This is a genomic window from Streptomyces sp. NPDC027962 (genome assembly GCF_055566095.1).
Genome location: NZ_JBVHTA010000011.1, coordinates 70,651 through 89,121 on the forward strand (window position 1 = coordinate 70,651; position 18,471 = coordinate 89,121).

18 protein-coding genes and 3 pseudogenes are annotated in these 18,471 nt (G+C 70.2%); 17 read left to right on the forward strand and 4 right to left on the reverse strand.

The genetic code is table 11. From position 1 onward, the window contains the following. Window positions 1–49: 49 nt before the first annotated feature. The 11 genes and pseudogenes from lepB (ACZ4SA_RS13215) to ACZ4SA_RS13265 all read left to right on the forward strand — a co-directional run bounded on the left by lepB (ACZ4SA_RS13215) (window position 50) and on the right by ACZ4SA_RS13265 (window position 9,434). Window positions 50–844 (forward strand): signal peptidase I, encoded by a 795-nt coding sequence (gene lepB, locus ACZ4SA_RS13215; RefSeq protein WP_468273280.1) that lies wholly within the window; start codon window positions 50–52, stop codon window positions 842–844. Next, window positions 837–1,908: pseudogene (gene lepB / locus ACZ4SA_RS13220) on the forward strand (signal peptidase I); the annotation flags it as partial. The gene lepB (ACZ4SA_RS13215) and the pseudogene lepB (ACZ4SA_RS13220), both read left to right, overlap by 8 nt. Continuing rightward, window positions 1,805–2,719, forward strand: a complete 915-nt coding sequence (gene lepB, locus ACZ4SA_RS13225; protein WP_468273283.1) for a signal peptidase I — start codon at window positions 1,805–1,807, stop codon at window positions 2,717–2,719. The pseudogene lepB (ACZ4SA_RS13220) and the gene lepB (ACZ4SA_RS13225), both read left to right, overlap by 104 nt. A gap of 72 nt (window positions 2,720–2,791) precedes the next feature. Then, window positions 2,792–3,532: a signal peptidase I gene (gene lepB / locus ACZ4SA_RS13230; protein WP_468273285.1), complete on the forward strand. Its 741-nt coding sequence runs from the start codon at window positions 2,792–2,794 to the stop codon at window positions 3,530–3,532. After that, the gene (locus ACZ4SA_RS13235; protein WP_468273288.1) at window positions 3,522–4,031 is read left to right on the forward strand and encodes an NUDIX hydrolase; all 510 of its coding nucleotides are present in this window, start codon (window positions 3,522–3,524) and stop codon (window positions 4,029–4,031) included. The genes lepB (ACZ4SA_RS13230) and ACZ4SA_RS13235 overlap by 11 nt, the downstream gene beginning before the upstream one ends. Window positions 4,032–4,087: 56 nt before the next feature. Then, window positions 4,088–4,396, forward strand: coding sequence for a DUF2469 domain-containing protein (locus ACZ4SA_RS13240; protein ID WP_005311352.1), 309 nt, complete (start codon window positions 4,088–4,090; stop codon window positions 4,394–4,396). A gap of 172 nt (window positions 4,397–4,568) precedes the next feature. Continuing rightward, window positions 4,569–4,931, forward strand: a complete 363-nt coding sequence (locus ACZ4SA_RS13245; RefSeq protein ID WP_468273290.1) for a YraN family protein — start codon at window positions 4,569–4,571, stop codon at window positions 4,929–4,931. After that, window positions 4,931–6,547 carry a YifB family Mg chelatase-like AAA ATPase gene (locus ACZ4SA_RS13250; RefSeq protein WP_468273293.1) on the forward strand — a complete coding sequence of 539 codons (1,617 nt, stop codon included), beginning with the start codon at window positions 4,931–4,933 and terminating at the stop codon, window positions 6,545–6,547. Before ACZ4SA_RS13245 ends, ACZ4SA_RS13250 begins: the two co-directional genes overlap by 1 nt. Then, complete coding sequence (dprA, locus tag ACZ4SA_RS13255; protein ID WP_468273295.1) at window positions 6,544–7,734, forward strand: DNA-processing protein DprA; 1,191 nt, start codon at window positions 6,544–6,546, stop codon at window positions 7,732–7,734. Before ACZ4SA_RS13250 ends, dprA begins: the two co-directional genes overlap by 4 nt. Window positions 7,735–7,977: 243 nt before the next feature. Then, window positions 7,978–8,814 (forward strand): RNA polymerase sigma factor WhiG, encoded by an 837-nt coding sequence (gene whiG, locus ACZ4SA_RS13260; protein WP_468273296.1) that lies wholly within the window; start codon window positions 7,978–7,980, stop codon window positions 8,812–8,814. Between the two features lie 62 nt (window positions 8,815–8,876). Beyond that, window positions 8,877–9,434 (forward strand): TetR/AcrR family transcriptional regulator, encoded by a 558-nt coding sequence (locus ACZ4SA_RS13265; RefSeq protein ID WP_468273494.1) that lies wholly within the window; start codon window positions 8,877–8,879, stop codon window positions 9,432–9,434. 220 nt (window positions 9,435–9,654) lie between these two features. Here the strand turns inward: ACZ4SA_RS13265 and ACZ4SA_RS13270 are convergent. Next, window positions 9,655–10,527, reverse strand: a pseudogene (locus ACZ4SA_RS13270) (murein hydrolase activator EnvC family protein); the annotation flags it as partial. A gap of 218 nt (window positions 10,528–10,745) precedes the next feature. Here ACZ4SA_RS13270 and rpsB point away from each other — a divergent pair. The 6 genes from rpsB to ACZ4SA_RS13300 all read left to right on the forward strand — a co-directional run bounded on the left by rpsB (window position 10,746) and on the right by ACZ4SA_RS13300 (window position 15,819). Continuing rightward, on the forward strand, window positions 10,746–11,660 hold the full coding sequence (gene rpsB / locus ACZ4SA_RS13275; protein ID WP_468273299.1) for a 30S ribosomal protein S2: 915 nt from the start codon (window positions 10,746–10,748) through the stop codon (window positions 11,658–11,660). Window positions 11,661–11,764: 104 nt separating this feature from the next. Continuing rightward, the gene (gene tsf, locus ACZ4SA_RS13280; RefSeq protein ID WP_468273301.1) at window positions 11,765–12,601 is read left to right on the forward strand and encodes a translation elongation factor Ts; all 837 of its coding nucleotides are present in this window, start codon (window positions 11,765–11,767) and stop codon (window positions 12,599–12,601) included. A 158-nt stretch (window positions 12,602–12,759) separates the two neighbouring features. Then, the gene (pyrH, locus tag ACZ4SA_RS13285) at window positions 12,760–13,524 is read left to right on the forward strand and encodes a UMP kinase (RefSeq protein WP_468273303.1); all 765 of its coding nucleotides are present in this window, start codon (window positions 12,760–12,762) and stop codon (window positions 13,522–13,524) included. A gap of 129 nt (window positions 13,525–13,653) precedes the next feature. Then, window positions 13,654–14,211, forward strand: a complete 558-nt coding sequence (frr, locus tag ACZ4SA_RS13290; protein WP_005311329.1) for a ribosome recycling factor — start codon at window positions 13,654–13,656, stop codon at window positions 14,209–14,211. Then, window positions 14,211–15,362: a phosphatidate cytidylyltransferase gene (locus ACZ4SA_RS13295; RefSeq protein ID WP_468273305.1), complete on the forward strand. Its 1,152-nt coding sequence runs from the start codon at window positions 14,211–14,213 to the stop codon at window positions 15,360–15,362. Before frr ends, ACZ4SA_RS13295 begins: the two co-directional genes overlap by 1 nt. Before the next feature lie 157 nt (window positions 15,363–15,519). Further along, window positions 15,520–15,819, forward strand: coding sequence for a hypothetical protein (locus tag ACZ4SA_RS13300; RefSeq protein WP_468273498.1), 300 nt, complete (start codon window positions 15,520–15,522; stop codon window positions 15,817–15,819). Window positions 15,820–16,247: 428 nt separating this feature from the next. Here ACZ4SA_RS13300 and ACZ4SA_RS13305 read toward each other — a convergent pair. The 3 genes and pseudogenes from ACZ4SA_RS13305 to ACZ4SA_RS13315 all read right to left on the reverse strand — a co-directional run. Beyond that, window positions 16,248–16,394, reverse strand: a pseudogene (locus tag ACZ4SA_RS13305) (STAS domain-containing protein); the annotation flags it as partial. Next, the gene (locus ACZ4SA_RS13310) at window positions 16,391–17,662 is read right to left on the reverse strand and encodes a PP2C family protein-serine/threonine phosphatase (RefSeq protein WP_468273307.1); all 1,272 of its coding nucleotides are present in this window, start codon (window positions 17,660–17,662) and stop codon (window positions 16,391–16,393) included. The gene ACZ4SA_RS13310 and the pseudogene ACZ4SA_RS13305, both read right to left, overlap by 4 nt. Continuing rightward, window positions 17,662–18,471: an alpha/beta fold hydrolase gene (locus ACZ4SA_RS13315; RefSeq protein ID WP_468273309.1), complete on the reverse strand. Its 810-nt coding sequence runs from the start codon at window positions 18,469–18,471 to the stop codon at window positions 17,662–17,664. Before ACZ4SA_RS13315 ends, ACZ4SA_RS13310 begins: the two co-directional genes overlap by 1 nt.

Here is an 18,471-nt window from a genome sequence, read left to right on the forward strand (position 1 = left end):
ACGTTTCGGTTCAACCGCTCACAGGGCGGCCGGATAGGCTCTGCCCCCGATGGACACCGAAGCACAGCACACGGAGCGCGACCACTCTTCCACCCCGTCCGACGGGGCCGAAGGAGAGAGGTCGCGCTCCACGCGTCGTTACGGGCCCTCCGGGCGCCGTGCGGGCCGCTCCCCGATGACCATGCGCACGGCGGCGGTCGTCGGGGCCGCCTGCGCCGTCTTCGTACTGCTCCTGAGCCACTTCGTGGTGCAGCCCTTCCAGATCCCCAGCAGCTCCATGGAACCCACGCTTCAGGTCGGGGACCGGGTGCTGGTGAACAAGCTGGCGTACCGTTTCGGTGAGGAGCCCCGACGCGGAGACGTGATCGTTTTCGACGGCACCGGCTCCTTCGTGCAAGAGGGAGTGACAGAAAACCCGGTCAGTTCCGTAGTACGAGAGGGGCTCGCCGCACTCGGACTCGCCGAGCCGGCGGAGACCGACTTCGTCAAGCGGGTGGTGGGCGTGGGCGGTGACCGGGTTGTCTGCTGCGACAAGGGGGGCAGGATCGAGGTGAACGGCGTGCCGGTGGACGAGGCATATCTGCACCCCGGCGGCGTGCCCTCCGAGGTCGCCTTCGACATCGTCGTCCCCGAAGGGACGCTGTGGGTCATGGGGGACCACCGCAGCAACTCGCGCGACTCGAGGGACCATCTCGGCGAGCCGGGCGGCGGCATGGTGCCCGTCGACAAGGTCGTCGGGCGGGCCGGCTGGATCGGCTGGCCGATCGCCCGCTGGTCGGGCGTCGAGCCCGCCGACGCGTTCTCCGGCGTGCCCGACGCGCCCCCGGGCAGCGCCCATGGGTAACCGCGGGCGCAGTGCCAGCCATCGGGCCGACACCCGGCTGCCCACCGGGACCCGGCCGACGAACGGCGCCAGGCCCCTGCCCGGGCGGGCCGAGCGGCGCCGGCTGGCGCAGAAGGTCAAGCGCAAGCGGCGCCGGTCCGCGATCAAGGAGATACCCCTCCTGATCACGGTGGCGCTGCTCATAGCCCTGGTGCTGAAGACCTTCCTCGTCCAGGCGTTCGTGATCCCGTCGGGCTCGATGGAGCAGACGATCAGGATCCAGGACCGGGTGCTGGTGGACAAACTCACCCCGTGGTTCGGCTCGAAGCCGCAGCGCGGGGACGTCGTCGTCTTCAAGGACCCCGGCGGCTGGCTGCCGCAGGAGGAGAAGCCCAAGGAGGACGACCCGATCGGGGTCAAGCAGGTCAAGCAGGGCCTGGCCTTCATCGGACTGCTGCCGTCCGACGACGAGCGGGACCTCATCAAGAGGGTCGTCGCGGTCGGCGGCGACACCGTGAAGTGCTGCGACCAGGGCGGCCGCGTCACGGTCAACGGCGTACCGCTCAACGAACCGTATCTGCATCCGGGGAACGTCCCCTCGACGATGAAGTTCGATGTGAAGGTGCCGGAAGGCCGGCTCTTCGTGATGGGGGACCACCGGTCGAATTCCGCCGACTCACGTTTCCACCTCGAAGAGGAGGGCAACGGCACAGTTGCCGAGGGCCAGGTCGTCGGGCGAGCTGTCGTCATCGCATGGCCACTGGACCACTGGCGGCAGCTCGAGGAGCCGGAGACCTACGCATCCGTCCCCAACGCGCGTGCCGGGACGACGGTGGCACAGCCGCAGTCGAATAGTCTGTCCTCCCAGGACCAGAACCGAATGGTCCTGCTCCCGACCCCTGCGGAACTCCCGCTCGTTATGGGAGTGGTGGGCCTGTCCCTGCTGTGGCGCAGGCGGTACGCACGGAGTGAGGAGTGGATGTGGGGGATGTGGCGGTCGGCGCCCGGTCCGGGCACGACGATCCCGAGGAGAGGCACGGGCTTCCCGAGACGCCCTCGGACGTGACGGACGACTCGGCGCCGGCGACCGGAAGCGACGGCGATTCATCGGAGGGCAGCGGTACGGATCGGAAGAAGCAGAAGTCCTTCTGGAAGGAACTGCCGCTCCTGATCGGTATCGCGCTGCTCCTGGCGCTGTTGATCAAGACGTTTCTGGTGCAGGCGTTCTCGATCCCCTCGGACTCGATGATGAACACGCTGCAGCGGGGCGACCGGGTGCTGGTGGACAAGCTCACGCCGTGGTTCGGCTCGGAGCCCGAGCGCGGCGAGGTCGTGGTCTTCCACGACCCGGGCGGCTGGCTCGACGGCGAGCCCACCCCGGAACCGAACTTCGTCCAGGAGTTCCTGAGCTTCATCGGCCTGATGCCGTCCGCGGAGGACAAGGACCTCATCAAGCGGACGATCGCCATCGGCGGGGACACGGTGGAGTGCAAGAAGGGCGGCCCGGTCAAGGTCAACGGCAAGGCCCTCGACGAGCCGTACATCTACCCGGGAAGCAGCGCCTGCGACGACATGCCGTTCGGGCCCTTCAAGGTGCCGGACGACAAGATCTGGGTGATGGGCGACAACCGCCAGAACTCCCAGGACTCCCGCTACCACATGGAGGACGTGAACAGCGGCTTCGTCCCCGTCGAGAAGGTCGTCGGACGTGCCGTGGTGGTCGCCTGGCCGCTCAACCGCTGGTCCACGCTTCCGGTGCCGGAGACCTTCGACCGGCCCGGGCTCAACGCCGCGGCCGCCGCGCTGCCTGTCGCGCCCGCGGCGCTCGGCCTGGCCGGAGCGCTGCCGATCGTGCTGTGGCGCAGGAGGCTGACCGGTGGGCCTACCGCCGGGTAGGGTGCCGCCCAGATCGCCGATCCCCGAGGAGGAACTTCGCGGGGTCGAATCTCCGAGGTGGGGAGCGCCGGGATGGGCGGAATGGGACGTGACGACGACGGCCGCGGTCGGCTCGGCAGTGCGCTGTCGGGGCTGGCGGTGGCCGTCGGCTGTGTGCTCTTCCTGGGCGGATTCGTCTGGGGCGCGCTCGTCTACCAGCCGTACACGGTGCCGACGGACTCGATGTCGCCGACGGTGAAGGCGGGTGACAGGGTGCTGGCGGAGCGCATCGACGGCATTGAGGTGCGCCGCGGGGACATCGTGGTCTTCCGCGACAAGCAGTGGGGCGACATGCCCATGGTCAAGCGCGTGGTGGGCGTGGGCGGCGACAAGATCGCCTGCTGCGAGGACAACGGTCGGCTGACCGTCAACGGCAAGGCCGTCGAAGAGCCGTATCTGCTTCGGCCGGAGGAGAGCGCGTCGCAGCAGTTCACCGCGAACGTGCCGGACGGGCACCTGTTCCTCCTCGGCGACGAACGCATGGGATCGCTCGACTCGAGGTCGCATCTGCAGGACCCGGGCCACGGTTCGGTCCCCCGGTCCGCGGTGACGGCCCGCCTGGACGCCGTGGCATGGCCGCTGGACGGCGGCATGGTGGACCGACCCGCGGGGTTCGCCGCCCTGCCCGGCGGTGTCTCGCAGCCCGGCCCCGTGAAGCTCATGCTGGGGGCCGCCGTGGCCGGAGCCGTGCTGATCGTGGGCGGGGCCGCGTACGGGCCGGTGGCGGGCTTCCATCGCAGCAGGCGCGGCAGGGCGGTCTCCCGTGTCGCTTGACCTTCCTGCCTCGCCGACCCCGCTGCGCAAGGTCGCGAGGATCGTGCTGCTCGACCCCCAGGACCGGATCCTGCTGATGCACGGGTACGAGCCGGCGGATCCCGCCGAGACCTGGTGGTTCACCCCCGGCGGCGGCCTGGAAGGCGAGGAGACCCGGGAGGAGGCGGCCCTCCGCGAGCTCGCGGAGGAGACCGGGATCACCGAGGTGGAACTGGGGCCGGTGCTGTGGCAGCGGCACTGCTCGTTCCCCTTCGACGGGCGCCGCTGGGACCAGGACGAGTGGTACTTCCTGGGGCGTACGCAGCAGACCGCTGCCGCCCCGGGCGCTCTGACAGAGCTGGAGCAGCGGAGCGTCGCGGGCCTGAGGTGGTGGACGTCCGCCGAACTGTCGGCGGCCCGTGAGACGGTGTACCCGACCAGGCTCGCCGAGTTGCTGCGCACGCTGCTCGACGAGGGGCCCCCGACTTCGCCGGTGGTCCTGGCCCCGGAAATCGTCTAGGGACCCAGGGCCGCTGACGCACAATAGGGGGACGTAAGGCTGAAGGGGAACATGCCATGAGCGCCGAGGACCTCGAGAAGTACGAGACCGAGATGGAGCTGAAGCTCTACCGGGAGTACCGAGACGTCGTCGGGCTGTTCAAATACGTGATCGAGACCGAGCGTCGTTTCTACCTCACCAACGATTACGAGATGCAGGTGCACTCGGTTCAGGGCGAGGTGTTCTTCGAGGTCTCGATGGCGGACGCCTGGGTCTGGGACATGTACCGGCCGGCAAGATTCGTCAAGCAGGTCCGGGTGCTCACCTTCAAGGACGTGAACATCGAGGAGCTGAACAAGAGCGACCTCGAGCTTCCCGGCAGCTGACATCGACCGCGAGCTCCCGGGCTGACGTCGAGCTCCAGCTTGCCGCCGGCGATCGGCATCACTCGTACGAGTGGCCCGGTTTTCCACAACCCGAGGGTTGTCCACGGCTTTCACCCAAGATCCACACTGAGGCGCCGCACGCGTCAGAGTCGGTGCCGGAGGTGGTGCCGGGATGAACGCGACGGGGGCACTGGGACGGTACGGCGAGGACCTGGCGGCACGGCTGCTGACCAGGTCCGGCATGCGACTGCTGGCAAGGAACTGGCGCTGCGGGCGGGCCGGTGAGATCGACATCGTGGCCCGCGACGGCGACACGGTGGTCGTCTGCGAGGTGAAGACCCGCAGGGTCGGCTGCTACGAGCATCCGATGGCCGCGATCACGCCGACGAAGGCGGAACGGCTCAGACGGCTCGCCGAGTGCTGGCTGGAGCGGTACGGTGCCCCGCCCGCGGGCGGTGTGCGCATCGATCTCGTCGGCGTGCTGCTGCCGAGGCGAGGCGCGGCGGTCGTCGAGCATGCCCGCGGGGTGGCCTGATGGGCTTCGCGCGTGCGTGTTCCGTGGCCCTGGTGGGCGTCGAGGGCGTGGTCGTCGAGGTCCAGGCGGACCTGGAGCCGGGAGTGGCCGCGTTCGCGCTGGTGGGGCTCCCGGACAAGAGCCTGGTCGAGAGCAGGGACCGGGTGCGGGCGGCCGTGGTCAACTCGGGCGCCGAGTGGCCGCAGAAGAAGCTCACCGTGGGGCTCAGCCCCGCGTCCGTGCCCAAGAGCGGGAGCGGTTTCGATCTCGCCGTGGCCTGCGCCGTGCTCGGCGCGGCCGAGCGGATCGATCCGCGGCAGATCGCCGACCTCGTGCTGATCGGGGAGCTCGGGCTCGACGGCCGGGTCAGACCGGTACGCGGGGTGCTGCCCGCCGTGCTCGCGGCGGCGGAGGCGGGGTACGAGCACGTGGTCGTGCCCGAGCAGACCGCAGGCGAGGCCGCACTCGTGCCCGGTATCTCCGTCCTCGGGGTGCGGAGCCTGCGTCAGCTGATCGCCGTGCTCGCCGACGAACCGGTGCCCGAGGAGGAGACCGTCGAGGAGGGCAGGCCGGACGCCATGCTGGCCGGGCTGCTGGTGCCGGGCGCGGGCGTCGGCACGGGCCTGGCGGCGGACGGGCCGGACCTGGCGGACGTCGCCGGGCAGTACGCGGCGCGTACCGGTCTGGAGGTCGCCGCGGCCGGTGGTCACCATCTGCTGCTGTCCGGACCGCCGGGCGCGGGCAAGACCATGCTGGCCGAGCGGCTGCCCTCCGTCCTGCCGCCGCTGACCCGGCGGGAGTCACTCGAAGTGACGGCGGTGCACTCGGTGGCGGGCATCCTGCCGCCCGGGGAGCCGCTGGTGCGTACGGCGCCGTACTGCGCACCGCACCACTCGGCGACCATGCAGTCGCTCGTGGGCGGAGGCAACGGCCTGCCGAAGCCCGGTGCGGTCTCGCTCGCCCACCGGGGGGTGCTGTTCCTGGACGAGGCCCCCGAGTTCTCCGGCAAGGTGCTGGACGCGCTCCGGCAGCCCCTGGAGTCGGGCCATGTCGTGGTGGCGAGGAGCGGGGGAGTGGTGCGGCTGCCCGCCCGGTTCCTCATGGTGCTGGCCGCAAATCCATGTCCTTGCGGGCGCCATTCCCTGCACGGAGCGGGCTGCGAATGCCCCTCCTCCGTGATCCGGAGGTACCAGGCCCGGCTCTCAGGACCCCTGCTGGACCGCGTCGACCTGCGCATCCAGGTCGAGCCGGTGAGCCGGTCGGATCTGCTCGGCCAGGGCGGGCGCGGCGAGACCACTGAGGTGGTCGCCGCCCGGGTGCGGCGGGCCAGGGACCGTGCGGCGGCCCGCTTGGACGGCACGCCCTGGACCGTCAACAGCGAGGTTCCGGGCCACGAGCTGCGGACCCGTTGGACGGTGGCCCCCGGCGCTCTCGCGGCGGCCGAGCGGGACGTCGAGCGCGGTCTGCTCACTGCCCGCGGCTTGGACCGGGTGCTGCGGGTCGCCTGGACCGTCGCCGACCTCGCCGACCGGGACCGTCCGGACGCTTCCGACGTGGCGCTGGCGCTGGAGCTGAGGACCGGGATCGCGAGGGGCGTTCCGGCGGGGGCCGGCTCCGGATTGAGGGCGCGGTCATGAGGCCGGAAGCGGTGGGTGCCGGAGCCGGGTGCGTGGGGGACCGGGAGCGGGTGGCGCGGGCCGCCCTGACGCGGATCCTGGAGCCGGGGGAGGAGCACGGCGGGCGGTGGCTCCGCGAGTTCGGCGCCGAGGGTCTGCTCGCCCTCCTGACATCGGAGGCCTGCCCCGAGGGCGTGTTGACCGGCGCGTCCGAGCGACGGATCCGCGGGCTGCGCGCCCGCGCCGTCGGGGTGGAGCCGGAGCGCGACCTGGACGCCGTCCGGGCGCGCGGCGGCCGGTTCATCGTGCCCGGCGACACCGAGTGGCCGAGCCAGCTGGCCGACCTGGAGGACGCCAGACCCGTCGGTCTTTGGGTGCGGGGCCTGCCCGACCTGCGCAAATGGGCGCTGCGCTCGGTCGCGGTGGTCGGGGCTCGGGCGTGCACGGCGTACGGGGCGCACATGGCGGCGACCCTGGGCTCCGGTCTCGCCGAGCGCGGCTGGGTCGTGGTGTCGGGAGCGGCGTACGGAGTGGACGGCTCGGCGCACCGTGGCGCGCTGTCGGCGGGCGGCGCGACCGCCGCGGTCCTCGCGTGCGGTGTCGACGTCGCCTATCCCCGTGGTCACGGCACATTGATCGGGCGCATCATCGAACAGGGGCTCGTCATCGGGGAGTTGCCCCCGGGGGATCATCCGACGCCCAGTCGGTTCGTCCTGCGCAATCGCGTGATCGCCGCGCTGACGCGGGGCACCGTCGTCGTCGAGGCCGAGCACCGCAGCGGCTCACTTGTCACGGCGCGCAACGCCCAGCGCCTCGGCCGACACACGATAGGGGTACCGGGCCCGGCCACCAGCGGGCTCTCGGCCGGCGTCCATGACCTGTTGCGGGGCGAGAGCGTGCTGGTCACCGATGCCGCGGAGGTGGTCGAGCTCGTGGGTGCCATGGGGGAGCTGGCACCCGCACACAGCGGGCCTGTGCTGCCCAGGGACCTGCTGGACCCGGACGGCAGACGGGTGCTCGAGGCGCTGCCGGCCCGCGGCGCGGTCAACGGGCATGACGTCGCCCGCGACGCGGGTACGACGGTGGACGAGGCCCTCGGCAAGCTGTACGAACTGCATTCACTCGGATTCGTCGAACGGGCCGGTGCGGGATGGAGGTTGACGCCCACGGCCAAGCGCGGTTCGAACGCGCGGCGAGGCGGTGCTTGACCTGGCGCATTCGGGTGAAAAGGTGTTGGCGATGACCTTCGGAGTGCGGTCGGCGGCGCCTGAGGGGCCGGTGCGCATGGCATCGGCCCCGGTTCGAAGGTGTGGACGAGGGCGAATACCCACGCAGGTTCGTTACCCCGGCCTTCGCCCACCGCGACCGCGTAGTCACGCTACGCTCGCCGGGTTCCGGCCCCCAGATGGCCCCCTCCCACACTCCTCACAGCAGAACGGCTCAGGCAACGCATGCCCCAGCACACCTCCGGGTCTGACCGCGCGGCAGCGCCACCCGCTGCCCGTGGCACCGTGCGGCCTTCCGCACCCACGTCGCTCGAGGAGTTGTGGCGGTCGTACAAGGCCACGGGTGACGACCGCTTGCGGGAGCAGCTGATCCTGCACTACTCGCCGCTGGTCAAGTACGTCGCCGGCCGGGTCAGCGTGGGGCTGCCGTCCAACGTCGAGCAGGCCGACTTCGTCTCCTCCGGGGTCTTCGGACTGATCGACGCCATCGAGAAGTTCGACATCGAGCGGTCGATCAAGTTCGAGACGTACGCCATCACCCGTATCCGGGGCGCGATGATCGACGAGCTGCGCGCGCTGGACTGGATTCCCCGCTCCGTGCGGCAGAAGGCACGGGCCGTCGAGCGCGCCTACGCCACGCTCGAGGCGCAACTGCGACGTACCCCCTCCGAAACCGAGGTTGCCGCGGAGATGGACATCTCCGTCGAGGAACTGCACGCGGTTTTCAGCCAGTTGTCACTGGCCAATGTCGTGGCGCTGGAGGAGCTGCTGCATGTGGGCGGTGAGGGCGGCGAGCGGCTCAGCCTCATGGACACGCTGGAGGACACCGCCGCCGACAACCCGGTCGAAGTGGCGGAGGACCGCGAACTGCGCCGGCTCCTCGCCCGCGCCATCAACACCCTGCCCGACCGCGAGAAGACCGTCGTCACCCTCTACTACTACGAGGGCCTGACGCTGGCCGAGATCGGCCATGTCCTGGGCGTCACGGAGAGCAGGGTGAGCCAGATCCACACCAAGTCGGTGCTGCAGCTGCGGGCCAAGCTGGCCGACGTGGGACGGTGACTCTGGGCTCGCCCGGTGCGCATCCGTAAAGTGGAGGCGTGCCCAGGATTCGAGCGGCCTCCGTGGCCGAGCACCGGACGATGCAGCGAGGCGCCCTGCTGGACGCCGCGCGTTCCCTCCTGTCCGAAGGCGGTACGGAGGCGCTGACCTTCCCCGCTCTCGCCGAGCGCACCGGCCTGGCGAGGTCCTCCGTCTACGAGTACTTCCGCTCGCGTGCGGCGGTCGTCGAAGAGCTCTGCGCGGTGGACTTCCCCGTCTGGGCGGCCGAGGTCGAGGCCGCCATGGGGCGTGCGGAGACACCGGAGGGCCAGGTCGAGGCGTATGTGCGCAGGCAGCTCGAGCTGGTCGGCGACCGGCGGCACCGGGCCGTCGTCGCGATCTCCGCGAGCGAGCTGGATGCCGGAGCCCGGGAGAAGATCCGGGCCGCGCACGGCGGACTGATTGCGATGATCGTCGAAGCCCTGGGCGAACTGGGCCAGGCCGAGCCGCGGCTGGCGGCGATGTTGCTGCAGGGCGTTGTGGACGCCGCGGTCCGCCGCATCGAGCTCGGTGCGGCCGAGGAGCCGGACGCCATCGCGGAGGCGGCCGTCGCCATGGTGCTGCGAGGCGTACGGGGCTGACGGCCGCCCCGCCCCGGGGCCGACGGCGCAGGACGCGGTACGCCGCGATGCAGACAGTCGCCAGGAGCCCCGCGTGGAGTGTGTCCGGGACACCGGCGACAGCGGCTCGCCCTGCCGGTGCCGGCCCCGCTGAGGGGAGGGGGATGCCGAACACCGGCAGGAGTCGGGACGGAGCGCGGCGCAGCATCCAGGACGGCAGTAGCGACAGCGGGTCCAGATACGCCGTGCCGCGACGCAGCCCCCAGTGCAGACAGTCCGAGCAGTGTGAGGCCGCCGGCTCGACGGTGGCGACGACCTGGCCGGTGCTCACTTCCGTGCCCTCGTCGACGACCGGGCGGACCGGTTCGTACGTCGTGCGCAGCGGCGGATCACCCGTACCGGTGAGACTGATCACGAGCACGCCCCGGCCGGCGACGAGCCCGGCGAAGGACACCGTGCCGGACGCCGCGGCCCGCACCGGCGTACCGCGCGGCGCGGCCAAGTCCACCCCGCGGTGCCCCGGTCCGTACGGAGTGTCCGGCGGCTGCCACCCCCGCACCACCAATGGCCTCGGCCGCCCGACCGGCCAGCTCCGCCCCGCGCCACGGTCACCGTCCTCCCTGTGCGCCGCGTCCGGGCCCGTGGGCGCACGTCTCTCGGCAGGCGCCGCGGGAGCGTCACCAGACGTGACTGTGCCCGGGGGCGTGCTCCCGTCGGCACGCGTCGCGTCCCGGTGGGGCCATGGCGCCTGGACAGGCCGGACAGGGGCGCAGAGGTGCGGGCCGGCTTTGGGATGCTCGGGCGGCCTCACGGCGGCCGTCCCGACGAGCGCGCCGCCCGCACACGGCACGGGACCGCCCGCACGTGGCGTGAGATCTGGCGTGTGCGACGCGGGACCGGCCTCCCTCGGAGCGGGACCGGCCGCGCCGCCCAAGACCCGTGCCCGCGGTGTCGCCGTGGCACCGCTGGGGGCGGGCGGTGCCGCCGAGGGCATGGCCGCTGTGGGCAGAACGACGAGCAGGACGAGGGCGGACCACCGGCGGACCGCGGACGCGGAAAACACACAGTTCATGGGCGGAACGCTCCCGAGAACGAGGACCCTCCCGCTGATCATGGTCGGGATCTGTGGACAACCGGCCGGTTGTGGACAGCGCCGTCACCCGGCACGTCACGGGTCCCGTACACTTCTTCTGGCGATCCGGGTCACCGGGTCGACTTCGCACGCCCCGCCACCACACCCTCCGCGGTCGGTGGCCGCGCTCCTCGGTCCCTTGTGGCACGGCGCGTATCGGGGCGTCAGGACATAACCGAGAAAAACAAGGAGATACGGCCATGGCCGTCGTCACGATGCGGGAGCTGCTGGAGAGCGGCGTCCACTTCGGTCACCAGACCCGTCGTTGGAACCCGAAGATGAAGCGATTCATCTTCACGGAGCGCAACGGCATCTACATCATCGACCTGCTCCAGTCGCTGTCGTACATCGACCGCGCCTACGAGTTCGTCAAGGAGACCGTCGCGCACGGCGGCTCCATCATGTTCGTCGGCACCAAGAAGCAGGCCCAGGAGGCCATCGCCGAGCAGGCGACGCGCGTTGGTATGCCGTACGTCAACCAGCGTTGGCTGGGCGGCATGCTCACCAACTTCTCCACCGTCTACAAGCGTCTGCAGCGCCTCAAGGAGCTCGAGCAGATCGACTTCGAGGACGTCGCCGCCTCCGGTCTCACCAAGAAGGAGCTCCTGGTCCTCTCCCGCGAGAAGGCCAAGCTGGAGAAGACCCTCGGTGGTATCCGCGAGATGCAGAAGGTGCCGAGCGCCGTCTGGATCGTCGACACCAAGAAGGAGCACATCGCCGTCGGTGAGGCGCGCAAGCTCCACATCCCGGTCGTCGCGATCCTCGACACCAACTGTGACCCCGACGAGGTCGACTACAAGATCCCGGGCAACGACGACGCCATCCGCTCCGTCACCCTGCTCACCCGTGTGATCGCCGACGCCGTCGCCGAGGGCCTCATCGCCCGTTCCGGCGTTGCCACCGGTGACTCCAAGCCGGGCGAGAAGGCCGCCGGCGAGCCCCTCGCCGAGTGGGAGCGTGACCTCCTCGAGGGCGAGAAGAAGGCGGACTCCGAGGACGCTGCCGAGGCCAAGCCGGCCGAGGCCGCCGCCGAGGCTCCGGTCGCCGAGGAGTCCGCCGAGGCTCCCGCCGCCGCCGAGGCCGAGAAGCCGGCCGCGGAAGCAGAGCAGGCCTGACCTCACAGGTTCGGTTGCTGACGGCGGGGGACGGTGCCACAAGCGCCGCCCCCGCCGCTCACCCGTAGATCTTCGACTTTCGACTTCGAGAGAGATTCAAGGACATGGCGAACTACACCGCCGCTGACGTCAAGAAGCTCCGCGAGCTCACCGGCGCCGGCATGATGGACTGCAAGAAGGCGCTGGACGAGGCCGACGGCAACGTCGACAAGGCCGTCGAGGCTCTGCGCATCAAGGGCCAGAAGGGCGTCGCCAAGCGCGAGGGCCGCTCCGCCGAGAACGGCGCCGTGGTCTCCCTGATCGCCGACGACAAGACCTCCGGTGTCGTCGTCGAGCTGAAGTGTGAGACGGACTTCGTCGCCAAGGGTGACAAGTTCCAGGCCGTTGCCAACGCCCTGGCCACGCACGTGGCCAAGACGTCCCCCGCCGACATCGAGGCCCTGCTCGCCTCCGAGATCGAGGCCGGCAAGACCGTCCAGGCGTACGTCGACGAGGCCAACGCCAACCTCGGCGAGAAGATCGTCCTGGACCGCTTCGCGCAGTTCACCGGTGGCTACGTCGCCGCGTACATGCACCGCACCATGCCCGACCTGCCCCCGCAGATCGGTGTCCTCGTCGAGCTCGACAAGGAGAACGCCGAGGTCGCCAAGGGCGTCGCGCAGCACATCGCGGCCTTCGCGCCGAAGTACCTCTCCCGCGAGGACGTTCCGGCCGAGGTCGTCGAGGCCGAGCGTCGTGTCGCCGAGGAGACCACGCGCGCCGAGGGCAAGCCCGAGGCCGCTCTCCCGAAGATCGTCGAGGGTCGCGTCAACGGCTTCTTCAAGGAGGCAACCCTCCTCGGCCAGCCGTACGCGCTCGACAACAAGAAGTCCGTTCAGCAGATTCTGGACGAGGCCGGCGTCACCCTGAAGCGCTTCGCGCGCATCAAGGTCGGCATCTGAGTCCGTACGACGCGGACACCGGACCCCGGTAGGGTCTGAAGCAGTCGTCCACGTTCGCGCCGGGCGACCGCAGATCTGACGAGGAGGCCATTGCCGTACGGGAAACCGCAAGGACCCACTGGCAATGGCCTTCTTCGTATGTGCACGAGGAGAACCCCATGAATCAGGGCGCCGCACAGGGCGACGACAACCACGGCAAGAAAGCCGGACGCTTCATGCTGAAGCTGTCCGGTGAGGCGTTCGCCGGTGGCGGAGGCCTCGGCGTCGACCCCGACGTCGTACACGCCATTGCCCGCGAGATCGCCGCGGTCGTACGCGACGGGGCAGAGATCGCGGTTGTCATCGGCGGCGGTAACTTCTTCCGCGGCGCCGAACTCCAGCAGCGTGGCATGGACCGGGCCCGCTCCGACTACATGGGCATGCTCGGTACGGTCATGAACTGCCTCGCTCTCCAGGACTTCCTGGAGAAGGAGGGCATCGACTCGCGTGTCCAGACGGCCATCACCATGGGCCAGGTCGCGGAGCCGTACATTCCGCTGCGCGCCGTGCGCCACCTGGAGAAGGGCCGCGTCGTCATCTTCGGCGCGGGCATGGGCATGCCGTACTTCTCCACCGACACCACTGCCGCCCAGCGGGCCCTCGAGATCGACGCCGAGGCGTTGCTCATGGGCAAGAACGGCGTCGACGGGGTGTACGACTCCGACCCCAAGGCCAACCCGGACGCGGTGAAGTTCGACGCGCTGGAGTACGGCGAGGTGCTCTCGCGCAATCTCAAGGTTGCCGACGCCACCGCGATCACGCTCTGCCGCGACAACGCCCTGCCGATCCTCGTCTTCGAACTCCTCACCGAAGGCAATATCGCCCGGGCCGTCAAGGGTGAGAAGATCGGCACGCTCGTGAGCGACCGGGGCACTCGGGCCTGAAACCGGGACGCCCTTCGAGGGATGGACAAAGTCCTGCCGGTCGGACACCGTGCAGGCAACACGCGACGCAGGTTCCGCCGGCCCAGTGGTTACGAGCCGGGCCTACCTCAAGACACGCAGGAGCAAGTGGTGATCGAAGAGACCCTCCTCGAGGCCGAGGAGAAGATGGAGAAGGCCGTCCTGGTCGCCAAGGATGACTTCGCCGCGATCCGCACGGGACGTGCGCACCCGGCGATGTTCAACAAGATCGTGGCGGACTACTACGGTGCACTGACCCCGATCAACCAGCTGGCCTCGTTCTCGGTTCCCGAGCCGCGGATGGCCGTGGTGACGCCCTTCGACAAGACCGCGCTGCGCAACATCGAGCAGGCGATCCGCGACTCCGACCTCGGCGTCAACCCGAGCAACGACGGCAACATCATCCGGGTGGTGTTCCCCGAGCTCACCCAGGACCGCCGCAAGGAGTACATCAAGGTCGCCAAGACCAAGGCCGAGGACGCCAAGATCTCGATCCGCTCCGTACGCCGCAAGGCCAAGGAGACCATCGACAAGCTGATCAAGGACGGCGAGGTCGGCGAGGACGAGGGCCGCCGCGCGGAGAAGGAGCTCGACGACACCACCGCGAAGTATGTCGCGCAGGTGGACGAGCTGCTCAAGCACAAGGAAGCCGAGCTGCTCGAGGTCTGATGAACGACTCTTCCTGGGGGGCCTCGCACGGCGCTGGATACGCCGGAGCATGGCCACCGCCCGAGCAGGGGCCCCTCTCGGCGGGTCCCGCATACGATGGGCACGACGCACGGTATACATCAGAGGCGCAGTCCATGCCCATCGTTCCGGACTTTCCCGCCGCAGGTGGAGACGCCGAGGGCCGTGACGGCGGCGAGGACCACGAGGACCGTGACCGGGGGGCTGCTCGGCTGAGCGGCCCCCTGTTCCGCGACGAGATGCCGCAGGAGCCCATGCCCACCCCGCCGCCGTCGGGCGATCCCACCCCGCAGCCGGGACCGGAGTATCCGCAGAAGAAGCGGGCCGGCCGGGACCTGCGCGCGGCGATAGGGGTCGGTGTCGGACTCGGCGCGGTGATCGTCGCCTCTCTCTTCTTCGTCAAGGCCGTCTTCGTCGGTGTGATCGCGGTCGCCGTCGTCGTCGGTCTGTGGGAGCTGACCTCCCGGCTCGAGGAACGCAAGCAGATCAAGGCCCCGATCGTGCCGCTCGCCGTGGGTGGCGCGGCAATGGTCGTGGCCGGCTACGTCCGGGGGACCGAGGGGGCCTGGGTCGCGATGGCGCTCACGGCGCTCGCGGTCCTGGTCTGGCGGATGACCGAGCCGCCGGAGGGGTATCTCAAGGACGTCACGGCCGGCGTCTTCGCCGCGTTCTACGTTCCCTTCCTGGCGACGTTCGTCGCACTGATGCTGGCGGCCGACGACGGCCCCGAGCGGGTGATCACCTTCCTGCTGCTCACCGTTGTCAGCGACACCGGGGCGTACGCGGTGGGCTGGCGCTTCGGCAAGCACAAGCTCGCGCCGCGCATCAGCCCCGGCAAGACCCGCGAAGGCCTGCTCGGGGCCGTGTCGTTCGCGATGGCGGCGGGCGCGCTGTGCATGCAGTTCCTGATCGACGACGGCACCTGGTGGCAGGGCCTGCTGCTCGGCCTCGCGGTAGCCGTCAGCGCCACGCTCGGCGACCTGGGCGAGTCGATGATCAAGCGCGACCTCGGCATCAAGGACATGGGCACGCTGCTCCCCGGCCACGGCGGCATCATGGACCGCTTGGACTCGCTGCTGCCGACGGCACCGGTGGTGTGGCTGCTGCTGGTCGTTTTTGTAGGACCCGGCTGACCTGCTTTTCTTGAGGAGGGCTTGTTGTCCACAGGGCAACGAGCCCTCTTCCGTTTCTCTGATGGTGCGTATCTCTGATGGGGGGACGGTTGTGGCGGGTCGAGGACGACGCCGCGGGGCACCGCCGCTGAACGGGATTTTCGCGGCGGATACGCAGGTGTTCCGTCCCTATGCGGTCGGCACGGTTCTGGACGTGCTCGTACGGCCCGCACCGCAGTCCACGGATGTCGCAGCAGTGGCGGGTTGGCTGCGCAAGGACAACAGTCTGCGCGGCCTGCACACCGCGCGGTACGTCCTGGACGGCGAGCAGGTCGCGTACACCACGCGCGGGCACCACCGCGACGAGGAGATCACGGTCCGCGGGACATGGACCCGCGGCGCGCTGACGCCCGGCATGGCCGGACGGTGGTGGCAGGTCGGGCGCCAGCGCTTCTCGCGCTTGGACCCAGCGCGCTGACGAGTCCGGCGCGAGCACCGCCCCCAGGCAGCAACGCGTTCGTCGACGTGCGGTCTGGGCGGTGTGATGTCACGACGAAGACGGGCTCGAGGTGCTTCTCGGGCAGGGCGCGGGGCAGCACCCTGTGGGGGAGACGTGGGAGACGACCCGCGCGGGGGCGACGCGCGGAGGAGGCCGAGGAGGTCGGAGGCGGCAGCTTCGGCTGCCGCGTGCCGCGGATCAGCGGTCGGAGGCCCCAGGCGGCTTCGCCTGCCTCGGCGGTGGGGTGGGTGGGGAAGACCTGCTCCAGGCCGACGATGCGGAAAACCCTGCTGACGGACTCGGGGACGGCCGCCAGGGCGATGGTGGCGTGCGAGGCGAGGGCGTGGTTGCCGGGCGGCGAGCAGAACGGTGATGCCACTGGAGTCGCAGAACCTGAGGCCGCCGAGGTCGACGACGAACTTCTGGCCTTCAGCGATGGCCAGGTGGGGGAGGAGCCCGCGGATCTCGGGAGCGCTGTGGTGGTCGAGTTCGCCGGCCACTTCGACGACCGGGCCGGCGGGTGTGTTGTGCGTGGTCACGCTCGTGCGGGTCACTGTTGCTCTTCACCGTCGGGGCCGGGCACGCTCACGGCCAGGAGGGCGGTGTCGTCGTCCACCCCGGTGCCGAGGGTGTCGAGGAGATCGCGGATGGCTGTGATGGTGCGCAGGGCCGTGGTGGGGGCGAGGGCGCGGCCGAAGTCGAGGAGGGCGTCGTCGCCGTAGCGGTCGCCGCGGATCGCGGTGTGGGCTTCGGTGAGCCCGTCGGTGTGGAGAAGAAGGGTGTCGCCGGGATCGAGGCGGAAAGTGGTGGTGGCGATGTGGACGTCGGGGAGTACGCCGATGAGCTGTCCGCCGGGGGTGGGCAGATAGTCGGCGGTGCCGTCGGTGCGCATCACCAGCGCGGGGGGATGTCCGCCGCTGGCCAGCGTGATGCGGAAGCCGCCGTCGCTGTCCGGGGTGAGCAGACCGAAGATGACGGTGCAGAACCGTGGATCGGTGCCGTCGTACTCGTGGTTGAGGACGGTGTTGAGGTTGCTCAGCACGGCGACCGGGTCGGGGTCGTAGACCGCGGCGGCGCGCAGGGTGTATCGGGCCAGTGAGGTGACGGCCGCCGCCTCTGCGCCCTTGCCGCACACGTCGCCCAGGAAAAGTCCCCAGCTGCCGCCGGCAAGGGGGAACAGGTCGTAGAAGTCGCCGCCGACCTCGTCGACGGAGGCGACGTGGTAGTGCGCGGACACGTCCAGGCCCGGCACGTTCGTCAGTGTCGGCGGCAGCAGCGTCGCCTGCAGTGTGGCGGTCAGCTGCTGGAGGCGTGCGCGTTCGCGCTCGGACTCCTGGCGGGCGCGCAGCAGTTCCTGCTCGTAGGCGCGGCGGTCGCGGGCGTCGAAGACGGTGGTGCGGATCAGCAACGGCCTGGCGTCGCTGCCGGTCTTGACGGTCGAGGTCACCAGGACCGGCAGCCGGCCGCCGTCGGCCGCCTTCAGCTCCAGGGCGATGCCGCTGGCCTCGCCCTGCATGCGCAGCAGCGGCGCGAAGTGCGTCTCGTGATATAGACGCCCGCCGACTGTGAGCAGGTCGGAGAACCGCTTGTGGCCCACCAGGTCGCCGCGCTCGTAGCCCAGCCAGTTCAGCAGGGTTGTGTTGACCTTGACGATCTGGCCGTCCAGCAGCGTGGACAGGTATCCGCACGGGGCGTTCTCGTAAAGGTCCTCGGCACTGTCCTCCAGCAGCGCGGAGAACGTCTGCTCGTCGTCGGAACGCTGCTCTGGACCGGGATCCCTGCCCGGGTCCTCGTCGGTCTGGTCCTCCGTCGCCCGGCGCATCACCGCAGCGCCCCGGCGAACGCGGCGATCGCCTCGGCGGTCTCCTCGGGGGCGCTGAGCTGGGGGCAGTGCCCGGTGGCGTTCAGGGTGACCAGGCGGCTGTCCCGGATCTGGGCGTGGACGAAGTCGCCGACCTCCGGTGGTGCGATGGCGTCGTCGGAACACTGGGCGACCAAGGTGGGCACCTTCACCTGGGCCAGGTCGCTCCGGTTGTCGGACAGGAACGTGACGCGGGCGAAGACCCGGGCGATCTCCGGATCGGTGGCGCAGAAGCTGTTGGTCAGCTCCGCACCCAGCTCCGGCCGCTCCGGATTGCCCATGATCACCGGAGCCATCGCTCCCGACCAGCCCAGATAGTTCGCGTCCAGCGACTGCAGAAGCTCGTCGATGTCATCGGTGCTGAACCCGCCCCGGTAGCCGGCGGCCGGGTCGTCGATGAAGCAGGGGGAGGGTGCGAGAAGCACCAGGCCGGCGAAGTACTCGGGCCGCCGGACGGCGGCCAGCACGCCCATCATCGCGCTCACCGAGTGTCCCACGAAGGTCACCGGCCCCAGATCCAGCTCGCGGCAGATCTCCAGCACGTCCTCCGCGTAGCCGTCCATGCTGGAGTACCGCTCCTCGCTCCACGCCGACAGATCCGAGCGGCCCGCGCCCACGTGGTCGAACAGCACCACGGCGAAGTCCCGCTCCAGCGTCGGTGCCACCAGACGCCACATGTTCTGATCGCATCCGAACCCATGTGCCAGCATCACCACGGGAGCGCCGGCCCGGCCGGACAGGCTCACCTTGTTCCTGCTTCGCACGTCCAT